The sequence below is a fragment of the Bacillus cihuensis genome, from assembly GCF_000504145.1.
Classification (GTDB): Bacteria; Bacillota; Bacilli; order Bacillales; family DSM-1321; genus Peribacillus; species Peribacillus huizhouensis.
In genome coordinates, this window is sequence record NZ_AYSD01000010.1 from 468,527 (window position 1) to 494,079 (window position 25,553).

Below are 25,553 nucleotides of genomic sequence, written 5' to 3' on the forward strand. Positions count from 1 at the left end.
AATGGTGGGGAAAAATGTAGTAATAGTGGTATATTGGAAATAAAGGTAGAAAGTAAATCTCATTTAGGCGTGTTACGATGAACCGTATATAAGTAACTGAGGTTATTAATTCGGGATCTTTTAAGGTGAATAAAGAAAAAGGACCGTTAAAAAGTAATTTCAACGGCCCTTTTATAATAAAATGGTGGTTTAATTTCGGATTAGATAATCGAATGAACCTAAGGCTGCATTCGCACCTGATCCCATCGAAATAATGATCTGCTTATATGGATTATTCGTGCAGTCTCCAGCAGCGAACACTCCAGGTATGTTCGTTGCTCCATGGTTATCTATAACGATCTCACCGATTCTATTACGTTCAACAGTCTCAGCTAACCATTCCGTATTTGGCACAAGTCCGATCTGAACAAATACTCCCGCCAATTCAATATGCTGAGCTTCCCCAGTCTCACGCTCAACGTAGGAAATACCGTTTACTTTATCAGTTCCAGTAATTTCTGTTGTTTGAACGTTCTTTAGGACAGTTACATTTGGCAGACTGTTAAGACGATCTTGCAGTACAGAATCAGCTTTAAGCTCAGGATTAAATTCAAGAACTGTTACATGTTTCACAATCCCAGCGAGATCAATTGCTGCCTCAATACCGGAATTTCCGCCACCAATAACGGCTACGTGTTTTCCTGCAAACAATGGACCATCACAATGTGGACAATATGCTACACCTTTATTCTTAAATTCATTTTCACCCGGAACACCAACATTGCGCCAACGAGCACCTGTTGAAAGGATGACGGTTTTGCTTTTTAGAACAGCTCCGTTTTCCAGTTCAATTTCGATGAGGTCTTTCTTTTCTAAACGTTTGGCACGCTGTAAATTCATCACATCAACGTTGTATTCTTTCACATGCTCCTCAAGACTTGCAGCGAGTTTCGGACCCTCAGTGTGTTTAACACTAATAAAGTTTTCAATCGAAGCAGTGTCTAAAATCTGACCGCCGAAGCGTTCCGCAACAATCCCTGTACGAATTCCTTTACGTGCAGCATAGATTGCCGCACTTGCACCCGCAGGTCCGCCTCCGACAACGAGTACATCGTAAGGATCTTTATCAGCAAACTCTGAGGCATCTGGGGCGTTCCCCATTTTCGCTAGAATTTCTTCTAGGGCCATTCGACCGCTTCCGAATGAATCGCCATTTAGGAATACAGTTGGTACGGCCATGATGTTTTTGCTTTCTACTTCCTCTTTGAATGCTGCACCGTCGATCATTGTATGAGTAATATTAGGATTAATAATGCTCATCAAGTTCAGTGCTTGGACAACATCCGGGCAGTTTTGGCAAGTCAGGCTAATGTAAGAATCAAAGTGATGTTCGCCTTTAATGCTTTTTACTTGATCAATGACTTTCTGATCAACTTTCGGCGCTCTACCACTTACTTGTAATAAAGCCAGGACTAATGATGTAAATTCGTGTCCTAAAGGGATACCAGCAAAAGTTACGCCAGTGTCTTCACCGATGCGATTTACACTAAAGCTTGGTGTTCTTTCTAACTGTGTTTTCTCAACTTTAATGTTGGATGACATGGTAGCTAATTCATCAACTAAAGCGAGCATGTCTTGTGAAATTTTATCGGAACCCGCACTAACTTTAAGGAGCACATCGCCCTCCATCATTTGCAGATATTGGGCTAATTGTGCTTTGATTTCTGCATCAAGTATCATGGATAATACTCCTTAAATTTTTCCTACAAGATCAAGGCTAGGTTTTAGTGTTGCAGCACCTTCTTGCCATTTTGCAGGACAAACTTCACCTGGGTTGTTGCGAACATATTGTGCGGCTTTGATTTTACTAACAAGAGTGCTTGCATCACGGCCGATACCACCTGCATTGATTTCAAGTGCTTGAACCACACCGTCTGGATCGATGATGAACGTACCGCGATCTGCAAGACCATCTTCCTCAATTAATACATCGAAGTTGCGAGAAATCTGATGTGAAGGGTCGCCAATCATAATGTATTGTAGTTTGTTAATTGTTTCTGATGAGTCGTGCCATGCTTTATGTGTGAAATGAGTGTCTGTTGAAACAGAATATACTTCAACACCAAGATCTTTTAGAGTAGCATATTGGTTTTGAAGATCTTCTAGCTCAGTTGGGCATACGAATGTAAAGTCTGCTGGGTAGAAGCAAACAACACTCCATTGTCCTTTTAAGTTTTGCTCGGTAACATCGATAAACTCGCCGTTACCGCTATTGTAAGCTGATGCGCTGAATGGTAGTATTTCTTTTCCAATTAAAGACATAATTAATCTTCCTCCTAGTATGTTCTTTAGAATTTATTAGTAGTTAGTTTAGACAATTAGTCAAACTTTAATAACCATTAATAATTCTAGTTCATGTTGATTATCATTATTTAACTATAATAATTCTAATTACATATTAATTATTATATAATATTTAATTGTTGTCAACAATAACACTCAACTTTATTATAACTGTATTGTTATAGCCTCTCCGCCTCGATAGCGGTAGCACCTATGGAATGATGGTCTAGATCTATAGGGGAAAATGATTTGGTAGAATAATTTAAATTTTCAATTATTATTATTTTTTCTCAATTAACAGACCTGGGTTAAAGGGATAGGGACATTGTCCCTATCCCCCTTTCAAAAAGCAAAACTTTTCTACGAGGGAAATCCAAAAAGGGACCACTTGTTGGTCTATATGTATAGATTCAGCATTAATATATTTGTTCTTTTACTACTACAATACCTATTTTAAAGCTGTTTTAAACACATAACTTACCTTGTTATAGTCCATTTTGTCTTCGTAAAATCGGTGTGCATCAGTCCGCTGTAATCCTGAAGATAAAGCAACGTTTTCGTAGTTCTTTTCTTTTGCCCATTCATGTACATGTGAAAGCAGTTTTTCACCATATCCATTTGAACGCTTATTAGCTTCTGTAACTAAATCACAGACCCAAATAAATCTGCCATAATAGAGAGTGATCATTGGCTGAAAACCGATAACTGCAACTATATCATTGCCATCGAATAAGGCAAACAGTTTATACTCCTCTTTTTCTTGTGCCTCTAAAACTAATTCAAGATAAGAATTTTCATTCAGATGTGTTCGTAACTGGCTCATTATTGGAAAGGCTTTAAGGAATTCATCCTGTGTTTGAAGTTCTTGAATGGCTAGAGTGCTCATAAAAAAACCACCTTTTATTATTTTTTGTAAATTGGACCTATCATAGCACAACTAAATGTTTTTTTGTGACAAATAGATGATTTCGAAGTGCCTAAAGGTGAAATTGTAAGATTATCAATTATTTAAGTAAAATAGTAGAGGGAGGCAATGTATGGAGTATAGCGCCTAAAAATTTGTTGACAACATCTAATTTTCCTGTGATAATAACTTTAATTAAATACTGGTACCTTTAATTCAGTCCCGTGAGGCTGACAAGGACAGCGGAAATAATGAACATTGCTTTGGTGGCCTTTGTATGTAGGTTACCCATGTTCATTGTGTAAAAAAAGCTTCTTGTCAGAAATGGCAAGAAGCTTTTTTTATTTCCTAATCTCCTAAAATAATCGAAGCTTTCTTCGGTACCAGTTTCTTATCAACTAACTTATAGGAGGAATTGGTATGAAAAAAGTAGATACAGAATTCTCGTTTCAGGCAGTGCCACAAGCAAATCGGAATGGGTTTTGGAAGATTCTTGCGGTGATGCTCTCACTTAGCTTTTTCTCAGCGAGCATGTGGTCTGGAGGAACATTAGGAACTGGATTGACATTTATACAGTTTATTTGGATCGTGTTAACAGGTAATTTGGTACTTGGGCTATATACAGGTGCATTGGCTCATATTGCAGCAAAGACGGGCTTATCAACTCATTTATTGACTCGATATGCATTTGGTGAAAAAGGTTCTTATTTATCTTCATTTTTACTAGCTTCAACTCAAGTAGGTTGGTTTGGTGTCGGTCTTGCCATGTTTGCTGTTCCTGTTGCAAAAGCAACAGGGGCCAATGTTTATTTGTTAATTGCGATTTTTGGAATATTAATGACCGTATCAGCTATCTTTGGGATGAAGACTTTGACTATACTAGGATTTGTTGCTGTTCCTGCCATTGCGATTTTCGGTAGTTATTCGATGACAGATGCAGCTGATGTGGCTGGGGGAATTCAAGGATTATTCGATTATGAACCGACACAGGCATTAGGGCTTTCAGCAGCATTAACGATTTGTATCGGCTCTTTTATTAGCGCTGGTACCCTTACGCCTGATTTTGCTCGGTTTTCTAAGACATCCCGCTCTGCTGTTAGTGCGAATGTGATTGCATTCTTTCTAGGGAATTCGCTTATGTTTTTATTTGGTGCAGTCGGAGCTATGGCTTACGGTAAAGCTGACATATCGGACGTGATGTTTTTACAAGGGTTAATGATACCTGCTATTATTGTTCTAGGTTTGAATATTTGGACAACGAATGATAGTGCGTTATATGCTTCAGGATTAGGTTTTTCTAACATTACGAAATTACCAAAACATAAAGTTGTTGTTTTCAATGGAATTGTTGGAACAATGACAGCAATGTGGCTTTATAACAATTTTGTTGGGTTTTTGACGATCTTAGGCTCCACTCTGCCATCGATTGGCGCTATTATATTAGCAGATTATTTTATAGTGAAGCGCAGAACATATCAACCATTCGAACAGATGAAGTTTAAAGCAGTAAATTGGGTTGCAATATTAGCATGGGTAGGCGGAGTAGCAGTCGCTAATTTAGTACCAGGCATTCCACCTATTAATGCGCTATTAGGGTCTGCAGCTATTTATGTAGTAATAATGAAATGTCTACCTCAGCATGGAGAAAAAGTGACGACTAAAATGTATGAAAAGGTGAGTTAATCAGTGATTATTAAAAACGCAAAACTTAGAGGAAAAGATGGACTTTGGCATTTATTTATAGAAGAAAATAAGATTCATAAAATTACGCAAATACTTGGTGATGTTGACGGAAAAGAAATCATCGATGTCGATGGCTCTCTTGTCCTGCCACCTTTTATTGAGCCACATATCCATCTAGATACAACGTTAACGGCGGGAGAACCAGAGTGGAATAAAAGTGGCACCTTATTTGAAGGAATTCAAAGATGGGCACAAAGAAAAGAAACGCTAACGATTGATGATGTAAAAACAAGATCAAAAACGGCTTTAAAATGGCAGATTGCTCAAGGAATTCAGCACGTCCGTACACATGTAGATGTAACAGATCCAGAATTAACGGCTTTAAAAGCGATGTTGGAAGTAAAGGAAGAAATGGCTCCCTATGTAGATCTTCAACTTGTTGCTTTTCCACAAGAAGGCATCCTTTCATATCCTAATGGGGAAGAATTGATGGAGGAAGCATTGAAAATGGGCGCCGATGTTGTAGGCGGCATTCCTCATTTTGAATTTACAAGAGAATACGGAGTAGAGTCGTTAAAAGTCGCTTTTGACCTTGCTGAAAAATATGATCGATTAGTTGACATCCACTGTGATGAAATAGATGATGAACAGTCTCGATTTGTAGAAGTTGTAGCTGCGGAGGCCTACAAACGTGGGATAGGTACTCGCACAACAGCGAGCCATACGACGGCAATGGGCTCTTATAATGATGCATATACGTATAAATTATTCCGCCTATTAAAACTTTCTTCTATTAATTTCGTATCAAATCCACTTGTGAATATTCACCTTCAGGGGAGATTTGATACGTATCCAAAACGAAGAGGTCTAACAAGGGTAAAAGAATTACAGGAAGCGGGACTAAATATATGCTTTGGCCACGATGATATTTTTGACCCATGGTATCCACTAGGAACAGGTAACATGCTTCAAGTATTGCATATGGGGATTCATGCTTCACAACTCATGGGCTATGATCAAATTGTAAATTCAATCGATTTAATCACTAAAAATAGTGCAAAAACGTTGCACATTGAAGAGAATTACGGAATCGAAGAAGGTAAACCAGCTAACTTCATCGTCTTATCTGCAGAAAACGAATATGAGGCGATTCGTAAGCAAGCGACAGTTCGATATTCCTTTAGAAATGGCAAGATGGTTGCTGAAACAAAACCAAGTGAAGCAACGATAACTTTAGATCAATTGGAAGAGAAGGTTACTTTTAATAGATAGAAGTTTTAGACACAACCTTAATAGGGTTGTGTCTTTTTACTGCATTAACCAGTAAATAAAACATAAAGAACCGAGAAATGGGCAGCTATTCGTATAAGTAGGGGACTAGAAAAATTAATTATAAGTTCAGTTAAACTATAAAACACGTTTTTGAAATGTTAAACTATTATTTTATGGTCATTCGCTTAAATCTTTATATAATTGGCGAGTACTTGTGGTACATAGTAAAGACTATTCATGGAGATACTTTGGTTATATTTAAATTTGAACGAAAAATATAGTTTGGAAAATATAATGGAAAGCTGTGTAATAGTCAATATTTTAGGAGGGTTACAGATGGATATGACGAATAATGATATCTTAATTCGATTAAGATATGCTCTAGATATAAAAGATACCGACATGGTCAAGATATTTAAACTTGGAGGCGTTGAGATAACAAAAGAAGAAGTGCAAAAGATGCTCATAAAATCAAAAGACAGCTATCATAATGATGTTGATTTTGATGAAGAGAATATACTGTGCGATAATTTCACGCTAGAGTCATTTTTAAATGGCCTGATTATTTTTAAAAGAGGAAAACAAGATCCAAAGCCAGGGCAACCTGAAAGGCCAGCCATGTCTATAACGGATGATAGAAGTGTTAATAATGTATTGTTAAAGAAATTGAAAATAGCATTAGCTTTAACAAGTGAAGATATGCTTGATATATTGGAAGTGGCTGGAGTCATTGTTTCAAAAGGGGAATTAAGCGCTATTCTAAGAAAAGAAGGCCATAAGAATTATAAAGCATGTGGCGATCGATACGCTAGGAATTTCTTAAAAGGACTCGCTTTAAAGTATAGGGACTCAATGGGACAAGGGGATTGAAATGAACCCAAAAGGTTAGACAAATATTTTATGTAGCTATAGAGGATTGTTCTCTGTATTGTACGGGAGCAATCCTTTAAGTTTTACTTGTATACGTTTGTGATTGTCATAGTGAATATATTTCTCTAGTTCCCTCTTAAAATGCTCTATACTTTCAAATTCCTGGAGATACAGTAATTCAGATTTTAATCCATGACTGCATGATCCAAAAAATTCCCCTTACGAGGCATGCTTTGTGTAATATAGTTTTCTTTTAGTAAGTGCTGGTACTTTGACATTCGATAATGTCAGCCATGGTCAGAATGGAGAATGTAAGACTTATAGATTGAAGGGGCCGCTAGTGCCACCGGCATATGATAAACATGGTCTTCTCTCGACTGAGAAGGCTATTTTACTATGATTTGTTTAAGGAGAAATGAGGTAAACATTAGATGTGAACTGGACATTCTACTCACAACAAAGATGAGCAATTTTATCTGATTCATTAATTGAACAAATCAATAATAAAGTAAGTTTCATCAATGCTAAGTAATCCGAAAAACTGTTGGACCATTGTTTTATAGTTGCTAGTATTAATTAATGGTGAGTAGGAGGATAATATATGGCTGATACTTACGCAAATTATAACGAGTTAGCTGCTGCTGAGGTAAAAGGAGTAGACTATGATATTCATTTCCATAGGGTGATTGGATCGAAAACCATCATTTTTACTCCGCATGGCGGCGGTATTGAACCAGGAACATCAGAATTGGTGAAGGCAGTAGCGAGTGGATTGTATAACTGGTATGAGTTTGAAGGGATGAAGCCTAGTAAAAACAGTGTGCTACACATCACTTCGATCCATTTCGACGAACCCTTAGTATTAAAAATGGTGGGTGAAGCGTCAAATGCTATGGCGTTACACGGATATGCTGATCTTTCGGTTAAACACACCCAAGTAGGTGGATTAGATGATCACCTTAGAGACAATGTGATAAGGGAACTTAAAATGGAAGGATTTTCGGCGGGGATAGCAAGTGGTGTATTATCAGGCATTAACCCTAACAGTATCACTAATCGCATATCTAGAGGTCAAGGTGTTCAATTAGAGATTAGTGCACTACAAAGAGGAGCGTTTTTTAAGAATGGTGATACTAGTCGTGCTAATCGTGTGAACATAACAGACGAATTTATAAAATATGTAAAAGCTTTACAGAAAGCCATGGGTTAACTAGTTTAAATAAATAAATGAACAAGAGTATATGTAATCATAGGATCGGGCTCTTCCTTCGACTTAAACATGCATCTCATTTGAGGTGCTTTTTTTGAAAAATTCGTATTTTAAAGTAAGAAAGTTATATGTTCTTAAGTAGGATGAGGAAAGTATTGCATCAAGCATTGCTAGCTAAAAAAATGTTGAATTTGGGTATAATTCCTTTTGTATCCAATAATAATTGTCGAAATAATGGAGGTGTCATATAAAAGAAGGAGTGAAGGTAATGTCCAAATGCCCGAAAACATGTTTAATTGTAGGAATCTTTTTACTATCGGTTTTCTTTTTTCAACCAGCCTTTGCAAATGCAGAATTAAGTATTTCAGAAACTGCCCAAAAATACCTCGGTGTTCCATACCTAACAGATGGTCAAGCTCCAGATCAGGGATTTAGCACAGGTGGATTTACTCGATATGTCTTTAAAGAAGCGAAGGAGATAGATTTACCTCCGTACCCAAAAGATCAATTCAAGCTCGGAGAAGTTGTAGAGAAGCATGATCTTCAACTTGGTGACCTCATCTTTTTTAAAGGAACAGATACGAATAATATCACAAGTGTGGGAATATTCAATGGAAATGATGAAGTCATTATTAGTTCTGTTTCAAAAGGTGTTATCATCACTAAACTTGCAGAGGGATCTTACTACGGTGATAGGTATATTAGTGCCAAACGAATCAATCCTACTAATCTTTATCAAATCAATCATCCTTTGTTAGTAGAAGCTATGAAATACGTTGGAGTTCATTACTCAAGCAATGGTAAGACGCCAGATAGAGGTTTTAGTTCAGCAGGCTTCGTTCACTATGTTTTTGGAAAATCTTTGAACCTTAAACTTCCTGAAAATGCTAGTGAACAGTGGAGCTTAGGTCAAAACGTATCCAAAGAAAATCTTCAGTCGGGGGACGTCCTTTTCTTCAAAAATAAGGATACAGGTGATATCACAACAACGGCTTTTTATCTAGGAAATGGGCTAATGATTTATAGTTCACCTTCAAAAGGGATTACAACGAGTGATTTTGCGCATTCTTCTTATTGGAATGATCGTTTTTATGGAGCGAAGCGAATAACAGAAATTCCCGATATTGACCGTAACGACCCCTTAATCTCTGAGGCGTTAAAGTATATGGGAGCTCCTTATCTTGAAGGCGGGAAAACACCAAAAGGATTCGATTGTTCTGGATTTACAAAGTATGTGTATGAAAAAGCGGTGGGGATTTATTTGCCTGAAGCCCCTGAACAGCAATGGGAACTAGGTACACCAGTTGAAAAAGAGAAGATTCAAGTAGGAGATCTCGTATTCTTTAAAGATACTCATCGTCCAGGTATTTCACATGTAGGAATCTATGCTGGAAACAATCAAATGATACACGCTTCAAGAACAGATACAGCAGAAGTGAGAACCAATTATCTGTCCAAAAATTTTTATACGGAAAAATTTGCAGGTATTAGACGAGTAAAAAATCTTAAAATTCCTAAGGATGTCCCAGTTGTTAACATAGCAATAGACCTACTAGCTGTTCCTTATCAATCAGGAGGAACATCTCTAGAAGGATTTGATACAGGTGGATTTGTCCAATATGTCTATAAACAAGTTGGTATAGAGTTACCTCGTTATGGAAAAGACATGCTTAAAATAGGAACAGAAGTGAAAGAAGAGAATTTAGAGCCAGGAGACCTTGTGTTCTTTGAATCCAACAGCATTATCCCTTCCATCTATATCGGCAATGGGCAAATTGCAGTAGTATCAAGCCAAGGAGTTCGAATTGTAAATTATAAAGTGAGTTCGTATTGGAGGCCGATTTACCATAGTGCAAAACGGGTTTTATAGCTTCATATTCTTTGGACTGAAGATTTATGTTACTTATTACTATAGCCATAATCTTTCAGGACCTTATTCTTAAGATAGTACTCATACCTTACGCACAAAGTGAAGAGCCATTGATAAGGCTCTTTTTTTTTACAAGTAGTAAATAGTACTACATATATGTTGTTATAAATGGAAAATAAAGGTGATTACCATGGCGATTGTTCTATTTTAGATGTGTTTCTTCTTATTAATATATACTTTGGTTCTCAACGAACTATCTTACCTTCCAACTAGTGATTTTTAAGGTACCTGCCAATAGCTTTTCCAACTGTATAATTGATTTATTTCCATTGATAAGTTCAAAAATTTTATGATCGAAAACATAAAGAATGGTCGGTTTATCTGCTTTAGTCGTTATTACTTACATATAAAATTAGGTTCAAAGGCTTGGAAAATAAGGCCATATGTTTAATTTAAAGTAGCGTCTGCCCTAGGATATTTTGGTATTCTGGAAAAAGTTAATAATACAAAATTACTATTACTCAGTATACAGTTTGAGAGCAGTGGGCTTAAAGAACCTTCTAGAAAGAAGGTTTTGAGTCTCCCGTTAAAAAGTCTATCCATCTTAAATACCATATTCGGGGATTTCTAGAAATGACTCAACAATCGAAACGTCTATGCGCTGGAATTTACAAATCTATGGCAAGTTATGAGTAACTTAAAGTGCTTAAAGTATGCTATTGGGATTTAATGGTATTAAAGTAATCTATACCTATAGTTAATATCTCCTCAATTTATAAAAATTGTTGAAACAAGTTTATATGTATGTTTAGAATTGTAGATGGTTTGTTAAAAGTGTTGGCCACATCGTGTCAGACAGAAATGAAATAAGCTAGCTTGATAATTGCCTAATAGTGAGGTTAATAGACCTATAGATCATTTCTTGTAGTGCTTGTGATACATCTTTAGATACAAAATAATGATCAAACGAACTAAGATTAGGGTTAGAAACCAGTGTCGACAGTACATTAACGTGTGCTAAATCTTAAGTACGCGCTCTTATATTACAAAAATAGTATTTATTACCTGAATTATGTAATGTTGCCAAAATATGTTGAATATTGCTTACTTTTATATGTAGAATTTACGTATGATAGATCTATCGATCAGAAGGAAGAGAAAAAAATTTGCCAAGTTGACTGTGATTACATATAAAAAAATTTGGATTTAATGTCAGAGAATACCCAATAATAGCTAGTGGAATTTCTATGCATCGCATATTTAACAGGCTTATGGATTACCAAAACGCTTGTGGGGAAGAAATTTTAGATACATACTCAGCGATGAAAATAGATTTTTTGAATAAGACTAAATTAACCTTTAAGAACACAGGTTAATTTAGAATGAGGTAGCATATCCGTAGTACATTACCATTAGCTAAATCTTAAATAATAATCATGGCTTAAGAATATTAAAAAAATGTAATGTAAATCGAAATGATTACTATTTATTCAGTGGTTAATTCTGAAAAGGATTAAAAAATACTAAATATAGTTTTAATTTACATAAATATACAATTGTGTAAAAGTGTGTTTAAATGTGTCTGCCGTATGTATAAATTATGTGAGGTAGGTGATTCACTTAAATTATTGTACACATTGTCATTGAAGATGGTATTTCAGTCGGAAGTAATTTAATGAGTTAGCCAAGATTACAAAGTTGAGGTTAATGAGGTGATTCAGGAAGAATAGAGAAGCTTAAGTTTTTGGAAGTTATTATATTATTTTTCGGGTCTAGGAGGATTTAAATCAGAATGAGTTTAATCATTGGGCTGAGTATGTTACTTTTAATAATCGGAATTATTGAAAAAAATAGGCATAAAAAGCACTTAAATTCACTTCCAATTAGAATAAATGTTAATGGTATTCGTGGTAAATCTACGGTGACACGTTTGATTACTGCTGTTTTAGTGGAAGCAGGCTATAAGACTGTAGGGAAAACTACTGGGACATCGGCACGAATGATGTATTGGAATACGAAAGAAGAAACTCCAATTAAAAGAAGGCTAGAAGGTCCAAATATTCGAGAACAGAAAATGATTGTCGAACATGCTTCAAAATTAGGTGCTGAAGTACTGGTAAGTGAATGTATGGCAGTTAATCCGGATTATCAAATTATATTTCAGGAACAACTGCTACAGGCTAATATCGGAGTAATTGTAAATATATTAGAAGACCATATGGATGTAATGGGACCAACGTTAGATGAAGTAGCTGAAGCTTTTACAGCGACAATCCCGTATAATGGCCACTTGATCGTCAATGAAAGTCCGTATGTGAGTTATTTCAGAGAGATAGCAGAGAAGAGAAATACGAAGGTTATCGTATGTGATGTCTCTAGAATCCCAGAAGATTACCTATTGCAATTTGAATATATGGTGTTTCCAGAGAATGCAGCCTTGGCTTTAGCGGTAGCCGAAGCTTTGGAGATTGATGAGATGACAGCTTTTCTAGGGATGTTGAAAGCAAATCCAGATCCAGGTTCAATGACTATATTACCGATAGGGGATAAACTGAAGCCTTCGTATTTGGTTAACGGATTTGCAGCGAACGATGCAACATCTACCTTGAATATTTGGAAAAGGGTTGAAGAGTTGAATTATCCAACGAATAACCCAGTTGTAATTATGAATTGCAGAGCAGATAGAGTAGACAGAACGGAACAATTTGCAAAAGATGTATTACCTTATATTAAAATGGACGCCCTTGTCTTAATTGGTGAGACAACTAGTCCAATCTATGATGAATATGAATTAGGAAATATTCAAGCAGAGAGAGTATATGATCTCGAAGGATATACTACTGATAATATCGCAACGATATTAAATGAGTATTTAAGTGATCGTGTGATCTATGGGGTTGGGAATATCCATGGAGCAGCCGAACCTTTGATTGAACACTTAGAAAAGAGCAAAGTTAATTCTATAGAAGATTACCAAGATAATAAAATCAAAGAATATGTAACAACGTAGGAGGAAGAAGAGTGGAAGTATATATAGCACTTGTTGTTGGAGTTATTCTAAGTTTATTTTATGCAGAAAAAACAGGCGTAATTCCTGCAGGATTGGTTGTACCTGGTTATCTAGCTCTAGTTTTTACCAGTCCACTATTTCTTTTAGTCACACTATTGATTAGTTTATTGACTTTTTTGATTGTAACAAAAGTTGTGACCAGATTTACCATTTTATATGGAAGACGCAAATTTACGGCAATGTTAACAGTAGGGATATTATTAAAACTTACTTTTGATTATTTTTATTCACTAGCGGTACCAATCGAAGTCGTAGGATTAGCAGCAATTGGTGTTATTGTACCTGGTTTAATTGCAAATACAATTCAAAAGCAAGGTGTTTTTCCTACGCTAAGTAGTACATTGCTACTAACTGCATCGACATTTTGTATTGTATTGACGTATAAAATACTTTTCTAAAAGGAGATTAATTATCCAATGAGAGCAGAAAGTAAAAAAATGACTTTTTCGCAATGGGTTTTAAAAACGATTAAATGGCATAAAAAAAGAAGTACGCAACATGCTATTATTTTGCTTATTTTAATTTCTGGAATTTTAATTTTTGTGATGTGATCTTATGAAACGTATTTTCTGGTGGGGGTTCATTGTCCTAGCTGTTTTGTTAACAGTTTGGATAATGAACTTTTCCCGTTTAAATGAAATCAAAAAAGAAGAACCAATATCTGTGGAATTTGATCAAAGCAGCGATGAATTGGCAGAACCAAAAGGAGAAAGCAGTGAAGAAAATCAAGGTTATGGTGTATCTGCTGATAATGACTTAGCGGTGAAGATAGGAATGTTAGTACTTGAAAAGGGAGGAAATGCAGTCGACGCAGCTGTGGCTGTTTCGTATGCATTAGGTGTGGTCGAACCTTATGGTTCAGGACTTGGTGGCGGTGGTGAAATGATTATTCATGAGGGAAAAGGGGAAAAACCAATTGTATATGACTATTATACGCTTTCAACGTCAGATACGCTGCCTTCAAGTGGAACAGGGATCATGGGATTTGTCAAAGGAATGGAAAAAGTTCATAAGCAATTGGGAACGGTTGAAATGGAACGATTAATTGAACCTTCGATACAGCTGGCAGAGAAAGGTTTTGATGTTTCAAAAACGTTGCATGAAAGATTGAAAGGTGCGTCTTATCGAATTAACAAGGATGAAGTACCTCATTTTTTCCCGAATGGAAAAGCGATACAGACTGGTGAGAGGCTTCGTCAAAAAGAATTAGCAAATACGCTTCGTATCATTCAAAAAGAAGGTGCAAAGGGATTTTATGAGGGGGAAATAGCTGAACATATTCATGATCATGTAAAAACGATTAACTTAAGTGATTTAAAAAGTTATGAGGCAGAAAGGAAAAAACCTATAAAATTCAAATTTGATAAATTTGACATTTATTCAACGGCTCCTCCTTCTGGTAGTGTAATGCTGGCTCAATCATTACAAATGGTAGACGAGATGGAGTTTGAGAAAGAAATGAGCCAAGACGAGTATATTTATAAATTGGGGATTATTAATCGTAAGAGTTACCGTGATCGAATCGCCCATGTAGGTGATCCGAATTTCGTGGATATGGACTTGGAAAAATTGATATCAAAAGAGTATAGTGAAAAACTAGTATCCGACATTTCCGAAGGAGGCTATAAATCGAAACTGGATTCAAAGGCCGAAAAAGAAGAACATTCTGATACGACCCATTTTGTAATCGTCGATAAAAGTGGAATGATGGTTTCCGTAACGAATACATTAAGTAACTTTTTTGGATCAGGTAAATATATGGATGGATTCTTTTTGAATAACCAACTGAAAAACTTTAGTGAGCATGAAAAATCTCCAAATCGTATTCAGGAAGGGAAAAGACCTGTTAGCCACATTGCTCCAACAATTATAGTCAAAGATGGAAAACCCGTGATGGGAATTGGAAGTGCAGGCGGTAGCCGTATTCCTTCGGTGATTACACAGGTATTGGTTCAAAATATAAAATACGATGAAACCATACAAAATGCAATTGATCACCCGCGCTTCTTTATGGAAGTAAATGAAGATGTAATTGTGGTTGAGGGCGAACTTTCGTCTAAAGTAAAGAAAAAATTGCGGAAATTGGGCTTTAAAGTCGTCGAAGAAAAGTCCTCACTCCCCTTTGGAAGTGTTCAAAGTTTAGTTGTTGATGATGGTGTAGTGTATGGGGGAGCAGATTATCGAAGGGAAGGCGCATGGAACGTTAATAATATAATAGATTAATAATATGAGTCATAGGGATAGGTACCTGCCCTGTCCCTATGTCCCTGTTGACCCTTAAACTAATCTCTGTTATAAGATTTACACTTCAAAATCTTTAATCTTAGCAGTTGGACTTAACACATCCTCTGGTTTAAACGCTTCTAATGACTCCCCGTTTATTACTTTGTTAGGCCAATCATGGTTAGCCAATGCCCCCTTACCCAAGGCAATCACATCGGCGTCCCTTTTTTCAATAATTTTCCTCGCTCTTTCAGGATCTTCCAATTGTCCATTAGTTATTATAGGCAGTTTCCCATATTTTTTCGCAAGAGATGCGAGTGATGCTTCGCTTGTATCAAATGCAGGCTTCCATGCTTCATATTCCGTAACATGGATATAGTCAAGACCGGCTTTTCCTAGTTGACCAAAGATGATTTCAGCATCTTGTTCTTTTCCTGCCCACTTATGTGTGTAATCATTTACTTTCGCTTGTGAAATTCTTATACCAATGGTGAAGTCCTTTCCAACTGCTTCCCGAACAGCTTCAGAGACTTCCACTAATAAACGAACTCGGTTTTCCGTAGAACCTCCGTATTTATCTGTACGCTGATTTGTATAATCAGTAAGGAACTCATCTAGTAAATAGCCATTTGCTCCATGAATTTCAACCCCATCAAATCCGACTGATTGAGCACGTTTTGCCGCATTGACAAACCCGATTACAACTTCTGAGATTTCTTCTTTTGTCGCTTCTCTTGGTGTTGGGTATGGACCTTCTCCTAAATAAAATGTTAATTGCTCTCCTTTTGGTTGAATAGCTGAAGGTGCAATGGTTTCTTGAGCAAAACGGTTCCCTTGAGAAAGAGAACCTGTATGCTGTAATTGCATAAAGATTTTCGTCCCTGCTTGATGGACGGAGTCTACAACTTTCTTCCATGCTTGGGCTTGTTCATTGAAGGCAATACCCGGTTGATTAAAATATGTTTGGCTATATTTGTCATCAATATAAGTCCCTTCTGTAATGATAAGCCCAAACCCACCTCGGGCAAAAGATGTGTAGTACGATACCATCTGATCGGTGACTAATCCTTCAGATGTTGCACTGATACGTGTCATTGGTGCAACTCCTACACGATTATTTAATGTTGTATAACCTAGTGAAACAGACTCAAATATCAATTTGGTATCTGTCATTATCTAAGCACCTCTTTTGTGTATTTATTATATTTTTCCCTATTTGAAAGATTTGAACCTGTATACTAGCTTAATTGTAAATCCTTATTATAGTTTAGTAAAATAGATAATACAGAACTATTAGTTCGATAAAAATGAACTAAAGGAGGATATCGTTATTTATGGAGCTTCGTCATCTTATAACACTCAAAACAATTGTTGATAAAGGAGGATTTAAAAAAGCTGCTGAACATCTAGGGTATGCACAGTCTTCTATCACAACTCATATTAAAGAATTAGAGGAAGAAGTAGGTAAACCATTATTTGATCGGCTAGGTAAAAAAGTTATTTTAACCCATTATGGACAGAGGTTTCTTCCATATGCCGTTAAAATCATTGAATTGTATTCTCAAGCGTTAAACATGGATGAAGAACCTGCAGGAGATCTTACTCTTGGTATATCAGAATCGCTAACAATTTGTCGGGTCCCTTCTATGCTTCTGGAATATAAAAAATCTTACCCTAAAGTTAACATAGCACTTAAATCTCTGGATCATTATGATATTACAAGAAGTCTGCAAAACGGAGACATCGACTTGGCATTAGTATTAGAAAAAGATGATTGGTTTCTACCTGAGCTTCATTGCGAAAAGCTGAAAGGAGAAAGAATGGTTTTGATTAGCCCACCAGAAAAAGAAGTTGATACGAGAACAGTTCTTTATACAGAGAGAACATGCAGTTATAAGTCAGTGTTTGAGGAGTATATTCGGTATAAACAGATGGATGTTAAAGAGAGTTTAGACTTTCAAAGCATAGAAGCGATTAAGCAGTGTGTTCGAAGTGGTTTAGGTATTTCACTGGTGCCTTACTTTTCGGTGAAAGAAGAAATAGAAAGCGATAAACTAAAAGGAGAAGAAGTTGAACCGGAACATCCGGCAATTTCTACATTTCTTGCGTATCATAAAGATAAATGGCTTTCTCCATCCATGAATAGCATGATTTCTTTAATTAGAAACCATGCTGAAAATTGGGTCTAACAAGTCTTAAGCAAATTAGGGGTATATTTCTTCATAGGATAGGATACCTTTTTATATTTTTTAAAGGCTCTTTTCGTAAAGATTGTTGTTTTTAGCAAGAAACCAATTAACAGATGTTGATTGTAGTGGAAGGTGCGAGACTCCTGCGGGAAAAGCGTGTTGAGGGAGACCCCGCAAGTGCAAAGCACTGAGGAGGCTTCTGAGACCGCCCGCGGAAAGCGAGTACCTGCAACGGAAATCAACCCGGGTTATTAGTGTAAAAATGATTGAAAAGCAACAAAGTATGTGAAAACAGCCTTTTTAAAAGGAAAAGTGAAGAAAAAAAGACTTAAGAAGAAACCTTGTTAAAGAATAATGTTGATTTTTATAATAAATATAGGGAACTCCCAAAAACGGAGTCCCCTTGTTTAATTAAATCTCCCGATTGTTGGAAAATTACTTTGAGTTCTTGTAATAAATTAAGTGGTCTGTCCACTCATCATATTCGTCTATAAAACCTTTCCGAATACATTCGAATTCCATACCTATACCTTCTGCTAATTTTATAGAAGGTATATTATCAATGTTAATATGAGCTACTATACGGAATTTCAAATGTTGAAACGCAATGTTAAGAGCTTCTTTTACTGCTTCTTTGCCGTAACCTTTTTTCCAATACTGATTATGGATGGTATATCCTATCCTTCCCCATTGGAAATCATCTCTTGCAAGGTTGAAAAATCAACCATTCCTAAATGTGTTCCATCTTCTTTTCTAAACACACTAAATACGTGAGCAGTATCTGTAAGTGCTAACTCTTGATGTTTATCTACCAGATTATGAAACCACTCTTAGGAAGATAAAGATTTAGCAAAGAACTCTTTCAGGCGGTATTGATCTGCTGTATATCTAGGATGATGTCCTTCAATGCCATTCTTAACAACTCACTCTCGTCCTATTTTACGTCCATTATAGAACAAAAGTGTTCGATTTATTCAAATATCAACAGAGTTAGTTTAAGTAAAAAGATTCAATGTATTTTTGTCCATCCAATCATGTATTTCTAGCAATCCATCAGTTGAGATTAATAGTACGTTTCTAAATAGTTCAAATATAAAAAGTGAATATCAGGGAACTATATCATTAAATGCCGGTTTAAAGGGGGCAAGTTGATGAAGAAAATAATACTATTGTTCATACTGATATTCGGGATATTAAATCTTTCTCAGATATTTGTTTACGCTGACAGTGAACAAAATAAAGAGTTCATACAAATAGTTAAAGAGTTTATACCGTCAAACTCATTACTGGTAAGTCCTGAAAACCCTTTGTCAACACAACCAATTCAACAATATGACTTTAACCAAGATGGCCAGAAAGAAATCATTATTACATATGAAATAAAAGCAAAAGACCAGCCATCGCCTTCTCAGTACGGGGTCATTTTATTAAAAAAGGAGCAGAAAAGTTGGATAAAAATTTGGGAGACAGAAAGAGAAGCAGTGGGGTTGCACTTTTCAGGTTTCGCAGATATTACTGGTGATGGAATCAATGAATATTTATTCGGTTGGACAATTGGTGCTTCAGCAGGAAACCAACTTGAAATTTTTAAGTGGACTGATCATTCATTTAAAATGATAGCTAAGGTTCCTTATCATAAATTAGACCTATTGAATGAAAATAAAAAAGTAGCTTTAGCAGTTTGGCAACGGTATATAGCTGATACTTATTTTGTGGATGTACTAACATGGAATGGTGAAAAGTTGATTCTTAATGCAGAATTATATTCTAGATATTATCCTAAAATTAAAAGGTTTTTTGACGCTAAGATTTCAAAAATGGATGCGTGGTTTTATTGGTATTGCCTTGCAGATGCTCAACTAAAAGCAAATTTATTAGACGAAGCCTCAGACTCTATTCAGAAAGGGAGCATGTTAGCAAAAAAATTATCAATGCCTGATGTAATACAAAACTTTAAAGAATTAAGTAAAAGACTTAAAGAAAAGAAAATATCACACCGTTGAACTAAAGAGTGTAATTCTTTAATAGTAAGTTTATTTTTTTTTAGTAAATAAAGCGTCCTCAAATATTTCCTTTCTTAGATGTCCAATGGGACAGATTCCTGTTTCTATGTCCCCGGCGTGCTAAGCTAACCGGCAAAGTACGTGATGTCGTGGCTTTAGATCTTAATATATGAGACTGTTGCAGATATTCCAATTTTTAATCGTTTTCTTTAGTTGAATAAACGAGATCTGATGGTGGTTTATATCAATGCTTAAGCAAAACAATTAAAGTAAAAAAATTCATACAAGTCATTTTTTTAAAGCAAGCTAGATGTTAGCTAGTGATACAAAACTCATTTGCAATCATAAATCGCAAATGAGTTTTTATGCTATTCTGAAGCGGATCTTGTTTGTTTAAAAGAAAATCTTGAACTGGAGTTATTTGAATTATGTTAATATATTATTCTGTTTGTAAACGTTTTTAATAATTTGCTTATTTCTAAGGTTAGTAATGGTAAATTTTTAAATTGACATCGTAATATTTATAATTATATAATAATTTCAGTAAATCAATACACCTCGCTTTTTATGATTGTGAGGTAGAGGCGCGATATTTATTAGTGCTTAGTGGAGTCCGAGAAGACGAAGAAGCTAAGCAGAAGGAAATATCGCCGAAGTATATAATGAGTTCTCGCCATTATGTGCTGGGTCTGTAATGAATAATTACAGGACTGTCTTAATAAGTTTCCCAACTTATTAAGATGTGCTATCTCTCAGATGAGATAAAAGGGTGAGGAATTTGGAATGGCTACATCGATTTCCGGGTTCTTTCTCGGAAGGTATATAGTCTTTTTTTATTGCCTTTAAGAGATTCCTTTAGCATATAGGGGAATCTCTTTTTTTGTGGAAAAGGGCGGGGCTTCAAAAATATTTGCTCCGCACCACCACTTTCGTAAGGTAATACAATTTGAGAACCTGAACCTTTTTCATCGTTTAAGTTAGGATACGAGGCTCACAAATATTTTGTATTGAAAAAAATGAATATAGCTTATGAAGCTATTATGGAGGAAATGATTATGGACAAACACCAAACTCTTTATTACGAATTTATTCCGACTGGCGAAGCTAGAATGAAATTAGACCCAGCAAAAACTGCACTTTTAGTTGTTGATATGCAGAATCAATTTATTAGCCGTGATGGGCTAGATGCTCAAGTTGCACGTGAAAAGGGAATGTTCGATAAGTGGGAATATTTCTATGACCGTATTGATAACGTAGCAATTCCAAACAATAAAAAACTATTAGACTTTTTCCGTGCCAATCAATTAGAAGTAACTTTCGGACGGATTGCTTGTCATCATAAGAATGGACGTGATCGTTCTCCTGTACAACGTCGTCCAGGTTGGAACAATATTTTATTACCAATCGGTGATCCGGGTGCAGAAATGGTAGATGAATTAAAACCATTAGAAGATGAAATCGTGGTAAATAAAACGACAGATAGCGTTTTAAGTGGTACAAACTATGAGTTTTTACTTCGTAACATGGGCATTGAAACAGTTGTCTGTACTGGTGTTGTAACAGACCAATGTGTTGCCTCAACTGTACGTAGCTTAGCAGATGCGGGTTTTGAAGTGATTTTAGTAGAAGATGCTTGTGCAGCAGCGACACAACAATTACATGATGCAGAAATCATGATCATGAATCAAATTTATTGCCAAGTCATGAGCACAGATGAAACCATTCAATTCATTTCAGAGGAAATTGAACAACTTACTGTCGTTCAAAAATAGAGAGGAAGCTTTTTAGATGAGTCAAGGACAAAGTAATGTAAATCAAGACAGTGCTGCTCCTCATTTTAAGCGTGTCCTAACACTGAAGGACTTGGTGATTTATGGCATCGCCTTTATGACGCCAATAGCTCCTGCTTATATATATGGTTATGCAGCACAGTCGACTGGCGGTATGTTGCCGTTAGCTTATTTAATCGCGATGGTTGCGATGATGTTTTCGGCATATAGCTATGGCAGGATGGCCGCAGCGTTTCCAGTTTCCGGGTCAACGTATACGTATACACAACGTGCGATCAATCCGCATTTGGGATTTTTTGCCGGTTGGGCCATGTTTATGGACTATGTATTAGTGCCTTTAATCGTCTTTATGGTTGGTGCTTCCTATGCTAATGCATTAATTCCATCCATTCCATATTGGGTTTGGGTATTCATTATTGCTGTGATTATTACGGTAATAAATATTCTTGGAATTGAAATGGCGGCAAAAACGAACCAAATTCTAGTATTATTTATGGGAATTGTTGTTGTCATCTTCGTTATTTTTTGTGTAAAGTCGATTATGGGAGAAGGCGGTGCATCTGCTTTAGTATCGATCACTCCGTTCTTTAATAACGAAACATTTGTGACGACGGCAATCATTTCAGGTGCAGCGATGGCATGTTTCTCATTTTTAGGATTTGATTCGATTACAACATTATCGGAAGAATCGGTGAATCCCAAAAATGATATTTGGAAAGCAGCCATTCTTTCTTGTTTAATCGGTGGGGTTATATTTATCGTGCAAGCGTATATTGCTCAGCTAGTATGGCCAGATGTGAATAACTTTAGCTCAGCCGATACGGCATTATTTGATATAGCGAATGTAGCAGGTGGTGCAGTGCTTGTAACACTCTATACAGTAGCGATTATCGTATCAACTTTTACAGCTGGTTTAACAGGTCAGGCAAGTGCTTCACGGTTAATGTTTAGTATGGGACGTGATGAAGTCCTGCCGAAAAAATTCTTTACACATTTACATCCTAAATATAAAACACCTATCTACAATATATTATTAATGTGCAGCATTAGTATTGCTGGAGCACTTTTCTTATCAATCGATTTTGTTGCCGAATTAATGAGCTTTGGCGGTTTAACTGGCTTTATGTTTGTTAACTTATCAGTCATTGTGTATTATTATTTCCGTAAAAAAGAGAAGAAATTTGTCCGTTATTTATTAATTCCGGGCCTAGGTTTCTTAATCTGTTTCTACCTATTTATTAATTTGTCACCAATGACGTTGAAAGTAGGCTTTATATGGATGGCCATTGGGGTTGTCTATGCACTTATTACAACAAAAGGATTTAGAAAGCTACCTCCAAGTCTTATCGATTTGTAATTGGTCAGATTAATACTTTATTTATAGATAGTTTGTAAGGCATGAGCTCGGTATTATTACTTGAGTTCATGCCTTTTCATTTTGTTTTTATCACTAGCATAGGACTTACTGTCCCTATGTTCCTTCTAGATAAATAACACTTTGTCCCATTCGAATTTCAATTTATACCATACAAATATAAAAGTAAGATATTTTAATAGAAGACTGGAGGTATGATTTTTCCACGACTGCAAAATACCGGGACATGATCCATACAGAGGTTATGAAATTATGGAATCACGGGAGACATCGTCTTTCCCTAAGCTATGCATAAAGATGATAGGGATCTAAGAATACCTAATATTAGTTTCATAGGTAAAGGAGGGGAAAGTAGTGAAATGTATAAAGGAAATTAAAGGTAAATTTTATTTAATCGATACAATTTTGGGGAAACCCGTTAAAGTTGAAATTTCAGCTGATATAGCTGAAGCCTTAAAATCAGTAGGTATACCACTTTGTAACGACTAAAGTATTAGGAAAGGGATATTGTTCTGTTAATATTTCATTTCATAGATTTGTTTAATGGGACAGTTCACCTATGTCCCTTTTTTGAATTATTAGTTATTTTCATTATAAAACATTTACTGTATTGGATTGATATGGTAAATTTATTGTAGAATTTACTTATTATTTTAAAAATTTAAAAGATAGATTTTTAAAATATGTAGGTGCAAAGACACGAGTTTAAGTCAGAAATAGTTAAGTCATCTGGGTGCAAAAATCTTTGTTATCTTCTAAAAGTTCTATTGAAGTAAATGTCATTCTAATTGGGTTTTGTGCATTGTTAAAGATGCTACACCCCATAAAACTTACTCGACATTTAAATAGCTTATAGAAAAATAATTTAAGACTACTCAGTGAATGGTTAGTCTTTTTTTGTGTCAAAAAATATAGTCTGCTTAGTATACTCTAAGCTCTATGAAAATGAATTTGTATATTAAAAATTGGACTTTAAAAACGTGTGAACAGGGTATTGGTTCACTAGATGCAGTTATTTTTATTTAATCTAGAGATAATTTCTGATAAAGGAGAGATATTACTATGCGTATTTTGTTTATCACAACCTCACACAACAGTCTTAGTCAGAGAGCTTTTGTAGAACTCACAGATCGGGGACATGAGGTTTTCGTTCAATTAGCCGGCAGTGAAGATCAAATGATAGAAGCTGTTACTCAATTTAGCCCTCAATTAATTATTGCTCCTTTCTTAAAAACGGCTATTCCGGAATTAATATGGAGAAGTCATGTGTGCATTATTGTTCACCCTGGAATCAAAGGAGATAGAGGGCCATCATCTTTGGATTGGGCGATTATGGACGACGAAACACAATGGGGAGTTACATTGCTTCAGGCGGATGCGGAAATGGATGCCGGTGACATTTGGTCTAGTCAAAACTTTGTCATGACTAAAGCTACTAAAAGTAACATCTATCGTCATGAAGTCACACAAGCAGCTATTAAAGGGTTATTAGATGTGATAGAAAAGGTTGAACTAGGAACTTTTATCCCGGAACCACTTGATTATAGCAAAAAAGAAGTTAAGGGAACACTTCGTCCGACAATGAAGCAGATGGATAGAAAATTAGATTGGCATGAAGCTACAGAGGTAATTGCACGTAAAATTCGTGCAGCAGATAGTAATCCGGGTGTACTTGATACAATCTGTGGCGAAGAATATTACCTTTTTGGCGTACATGAAGAAGATCGATTAACGGGGGAACCGGGTGAAATCTTGGCATATCGTGATGGAGCTATTTGCAGAGCCACTGGGGATGGAGCTGTGTGGATTACTCATCTAAAGAAAAAAGGTGAATTTAAGTTACCCGCTACAATGGTCTTAGAAGATATATTACATAGAATAAAAGAAGCACCACTCACTCCATTCGATTCATACGGAGGACAAACCTTTAGAGAAATCTATTATGAGCAAAAAGGACAAGTTGGGTATTTGCATTTCAATTTTTATAATGGAGCTATGAGTACGGATCAATGTATGCGCTTAAAAAATGCGTTAGTTGAAGCGAAAAAAATAGATATCAAGGTAATTGTGTTAATGGGAGGACATGACTTCTGGTCGAATGGTATACATTTGAATACCATTGAAAATGCAGAAAGTCCTGCAGACGAATCTTGGGCAAACATACATGCGAAGGATGATTTAGTACGAGAGATTTTACTGACAGACTCTAAATTAATTGTTTCAGCAATGCAAGGGAACGCTGGAGCTGGAGGGGTAATACTAGCTTTGGCAGCAGACTATGTATATGCCAGACAAGGCATCGTACTTAACCCGCATTACAAAAAGATGGGTGGGTTATACGGATCTGAATATTGGACATATCTGCTTCCTAAACGTGTCGGTTATGACAAGACAATAGAATTAACAGAAGAGTGCTTACCGATCAGTACGACAACAGCTGTATCCATCGGACTCCTAGATGAATCGTTTGGACAATCAGCGCAGGAATTTTGTACGGAGATTGAAAACATCGCCAATCATTTATCTAATAGCTCAGACTTCGACGAATTACTGCTAGAGAAACAGCGAAACCGACAAGCGGATGAAGCGTACAAACCCTTAGAAGTGTATCGGCAAGAGGAATTGGAAAAAATGTGGGTGAACTTTTATGGCGACGATCCAAGTTACCATCTTGCAAGAAAAAACTTTGTGTATAAAATCTCTTGTATCGTAGATAGCAGACCACTTATTGGATCGAAGTAAAACAATAACTCTATCAACCTAGGAATAGTT

General features: G+C 36.1%; 19 protein-coding genes, 2 pseudogenes and 1 riboswitch. Of the genes and pseudogenes, 15 read left to right on the forward strand and 6 right to left on the reverse strand.

Annotated features, from left to right (window positions below; all coding sequences use genetic code 11):
• Positions 1-189: 189 nt before the first annotated feature.
• The 3 genes from ahpF to V179_RS0102095 all read right to left on the reverse strand — a co-directional run bounded on the left by ahpF (position 190) and on the right by V179_RS0102095 (position 3,208).
• Positions 190-1,719: an alkyl hydroperoxide reductase subunit F gene (gene ahpF, locus V179_RS0102085; RefSeq protein WP_028390056.1), complete on the reverse strand. Its 1,530-nt coding sequence runs from the start codon at positions 1,717-1,719 to the stop codon at positions 190-192.
• 12 nt (positions 1,720-1,731) lie between these two features.
• Positions 1,732-2,301, reverse strand: a complete 570-nt coding sequence (ahpC, locus tag V179_RS0102090; RefSeq protein ID WP_028390057.1) for an alkyl hydroperoxide reductase subunit C — start codon at positions 2,299-2,301, stop codon at positions 1,732-1,734.
• A 469-nt stretch (positions 2,302-2,770) separates the two neighbouring features.
• Positions 2,771-3,208 carry a GNAT family N-acetyltransferase gene (locus tag V179_RS0102095; protein ID WP_028390058.1) on the reverse strand — a complete coding sequence of 146 codons (438 nt, stop codon included), beginning with the start codon at positions 3,206-3,208 and terminating at the stop codon, positions 2,771-2,773.
• A gap of 438 nt (positions 3,209-3,646) precedes the next feature.
• Between V179_RS0102095 and codB the strand changes: the two genes are divergently transcribed.
• The 3 genes from codB to V179_RS0102110 all read left to right on the forward strand — a co-directional run bounded on the left by codB (position 3,647) and on the right by V179_RS0102110 (position 7,051).
• Positions 3,647-4,909 carry a cytosine permease gene (codB, locus tag V179_RS0102100; protein WP_028390059.1) on the forward strand — a complete coding sequence of 421 codons (1,263 nt, stop codon included), beginning with the start codon at positions 3,647-3,649 and terminating at the stop codon, positions 4,907-4,909.
• A gap of 3 nt (positions 4,910-4,912) precedes the next feature.
• On the forward strand, positions 4,913-6,181 hold the full coding sequence (locus V179_RS0102105) for a cytosine deaminase (protein WP_028390060.1): 1,269 nt from the start codon (positions 4,913-4,915) through the stop codon (positions 6,179-6,181).
• A gap of 336 nt (positions 6,182-6,517) precedes the next feature.
• Positions 6,518-7,051: a YehS family protein gene (locus V179_RS0102110; RefSeq protein ID WP_028390061.1), complete on the forward strand. Its 534-nt coding sequence runs from the start codon at positions 6,518-6,520 to the stop codon at positions 7,049-7,051.
• Positions 7,052-7,079: 28 nt separating this feature from the next.
• On the opposite strand, the pseudogene V179_RS31460 reads toward V179_RS0102110, so the two are convergent.
• A pseudogene (locus V179_RS31460) lies at positions 7,080-7,362 on the reverse strand (IS3 family transposase); the annotation flags it as partial.
• A 290-nt stretch (positions 7,363-7,652) separates the two neighbouring features.
• Here V179_RS31460 and V179_RS0102115 point away from each other — a divergent pair.
• From V179_RS0102115 to ggt, 6 genes are all read left to right on the forward strand, one after another.
• Positions 7,653-8,261, forward strand: a complete 609-nt coding sequence (locus tag V179_RS0102115) for a poly-gamma-glutamate hydrolase family protein (RefSeq protein ID WP_028390062.1) — start codon at positions 7,653-7,655, stop codon at positions 8,259-8,261.
• Between the two features lie 268 nt (positions 8,262-8,529).
• Positions 8,530-10,131, forward strand: coding sequence for a C40 family peptidase (locus tag V179_RS29005; protein ID WP_051404793.1), 1,602 nt, complete (start codon positions 8,530-8,532; stop codon positions 10,129-10,131).
• Positions 10,132-11,923: 1,792 nt separating this feature from the next.
• On the forward strand, positions 11,924-13,141 hold the full coding sequence (gene pgsB / locus V179_RS26860; RefSeq protein WP_051404794.1) for a poly-gamma-glutamate synthase PgsB: 1,218 nt from the start codon (positions 11,924-11,926) through the stop codon (positions 13,139-13,141).
• Between the two features lie 11 nt (positions 13,142-13,152).
• Positions 13,153-13,599: a poly-gamma-glutamate biosynthesis protein PgsC gene (gene pgsC, locus V179_RS0102130; RefSeq protein WP_034300225.1), complete on the forward strand. Its 447-nt coding sequence runs from the start codon at positions 13,153-13,155 to the stop codon at positions 13,597-13,599.
• Positions 13,600-13,617: 18 nt separating this feature from the next.
• Positions 13,618-13,752 (forward strand): hypothetical protein, encoded by a 135-nt coding sequence (locus V179_RS31930; RefSeq protein WP_268745166.1) that lies wholly within the window; start codon positions 13,618-13,620, stop codon positions 13,750-13,752.
• Positions 13,753-13,756: 4 nt separating this feature from the next.
• Complete coding sequence (gene ggt, locus V179_RS0102140; protein WP_028390065.1) at positions 13,757-15,424, forward strand: gamma-glutamyltransferase; 1,668 nt, start codon at positions 13,757-13,759, stop codon at positions 15,422-15,424.
• 78 nt (positions 15,425-15,502) lie between these two features.
• Here the strand turns inward: ggt and V179_RS0102145 are convergent, their stop codons facing one another.
• The gene (locus tag V179_RS0102145) at positions 15,503-16,597 is read right to left on the reverse strand and encodes an NADH:flavin oxidoreductase (RefSeq protein ID WP_028390066.1); all 1,095 of its coding nucleotides are present in this window, start codon (positions 16,595-16,597) and stop codon (positions 15,503-15,505) included.
• 161 nt (positions 16,598-16,758) lie between these two features.
• Here V179_RS0102145 and V179_RS0102150 point away from each other — a divergent pair, with 161 nt between their 5' ends.
• Positions 16,759-17,613, forward strand: coding sequence for a LysR family transcriptional regulator (locus V179_RS0102150; protein WP_028390067.1), 855 nt, complete (start codon positions 16,759-16,761; stop codon positions 17,611-17,613).
• A 435-nt stretch (positions 17,614-18,048) separates the two neighbouring features.
• Here V179_RS0102150 and V179_RS29520 read toward each other — a convergent pair.
• A pseudogene (locus V179_RS29520) lies at positions 18,049-18,443 on the reverse strand (GNAT family N-acetyltransferase); the annotation flags it as partial.
• A gap of 321 nt (positions 18,444-18,764) precedes the next feature.
• Between V179_RS29520 and V179_RS0102155 the strand changes: the two are divergent.
• The 5 genes from V179_RS0102155 (at position 18,765) to V179_RS26870 (ending at position 25,523) form a co-directional block, all read left to right on the forward strand.
• A complete protein-coding gene (locus V179_RS0102155; protein WP_028390068.1) occupies positions 18,765-19,616 on the forward strand; it encodes a hypothetical protein in 852 nt (283 codons plus the stop codon).
• 571 nt (positions 19,617-20,187) lie between these two features.
• A riboswitch (Lysine riboswitch) is annotated at positions 20,188-20,372 on the forward strand.
• A 299-nt stretch (positions 20,373-20,671) separates the two neighbouring features.
• Entirely contained in the window at positions 20,672-21,388 is a 717-nt protein-coding gene (locus tag V179_RS0102160) for a cysteine hydrolase family protein (RefSeq protein ID WP_084552167.1), read from the forward strand.
• Positions 21,389-21,404: 16 nt separating this feature from the next.
• The gene (locus tag V179_RS26865) at positions 21,405-22,763 is read left to right on the forward strand and encodes an APC family permease (protein WP_051404795.1); all 1,359 of its coding nucleotides are present in this window, start codon (positions 21,405-21,407) and stop codon (positions 22,761-22,763) included.
• 372 nt (positions 22,764-23,135) lie between these two features.
• A complete protein-coding gene (locus V179_RS31935; protein WP_268745167.1) occupies positions 23,136-23,270 on the forward strand; it encodes a hypothetical protein in 135 nt (44 codons plus the stop codon).
• Positions 23,271-23,843: 573 nt separating this feature from the next.
• On the forward strand, positions 23,844-25,523 hold the full coding sequence (locus tag V179_RS26870; protein ID WP_051404796.1) for a hydrogenase maturation protein: 1,680 nt from the start codon (positions 23,844-23,846) through the stop codon (positions 25,521-25,523).
• The last annotated feature ends 30 nt before the right edge of the window (positions 25,524-25,553 follow it).

Coding starts and splice junctions, on each gene's coding strand:
- V179_RS26870 (WP_051404796.1), top strand. CDS start 23,844: ATGCGTATTTTGTTTATCACAACCTCACACAACAGTCTTAGTCAGAGA.
- codB (WP_028390059.1), top strand. CDS start 3,647: ATGAAAAAAGTAGATACAGAATTCTCGTTTCAGGCAGTGCCACAAGCA.
- pgsB (WP_051404794.1), top strand. CDS start 11,924: ATGAGTTTAATCATTGGGCTGAGTATGTTACTTTTAATAATCGGAATT.
- ahpF (WP_028390056.1), bottom strand. CDS start 1,719: ATGATACTTGATGCAGAAATCAAAGCACAATTAGCCCAATATCTGCAA.
- V179_RS0102095 (WP_028390058.1), bottom strand. CDS start 3,208: ATGAGCACTCTAGCCATTCAAGAACTTCAAACACAGGATGAATTCCTT.
- V179_RS0102155 (WP_028390068.1), top strand. CDS start 18,765: ATGAAGAAAATAATACTATTGTTCATACTGATATTCGGGATATTAAAT.
- ahpC (WP_028390057.1), bottom strand. CDS start 2,301: ATGTCTTTAATTGGAAAAGAAATACTACCATTCAGCGCATCAGCTTAC.
- V179_RS0102145 (WP_028390066.1), bottom strand. CDS start 16,597: ATGACAGATACCAAATTGATATTTGAGTCTGTTTCACTAGGTTATACA.
- V179_RS31930 (WP_268745166.1), top strand. CDS start 13,618: ATGAGAGCAGAAAGTAAAAAAATGACTTTTTCGCAATGGGTTTTAAAA.
- V179_RS29005 (WP_051404793.1), top strand. CDS start 8,530: ATGTCCAAATGCCCGAAAACATGTTTAATTGTAGGAATCTTTTTACTA.
- V179_RS0102150 (WP_028390067.1), top strand. CDS start 16,759: ATGGAGCTTCGTCATCTTATAACACTCAAAACAATTGTTGATAAAGGA.
- ggt (WP_028390065.1), top strand. CDS start 13,757: ATGAAACGTATTTTCTGGTGGGGGTTCATTGTCCTAGCTGTTTTGTTA.
- V179_RS26865 (WP_051404795.1), top strand. CDS start 21,405: ATGAGTCAAGGACAAAGTAATGTAAATCAAGACAGTGCTGCTCCTCAT.
- V179_RS0102110 (WP_028390061.1), top strand. CDS start 6,518: ATGGATATGACGAATAATGATATCTTAATTCGATTAAGATATGCTCTA.
- V179_RS0102160 (WP_084552167.1), top strand. CDS start 20,672: ATGGACAAACACCAAACTCTTTATTACGAATTTATTCCGACTGGCGAA.
- V179_RS0102115 (WP_028390062.1), top strand. CDS start 7,653: ATGGCTGATACTTACGCAAATTATAACGAGTTAGCTGCTGCTGAGGTA.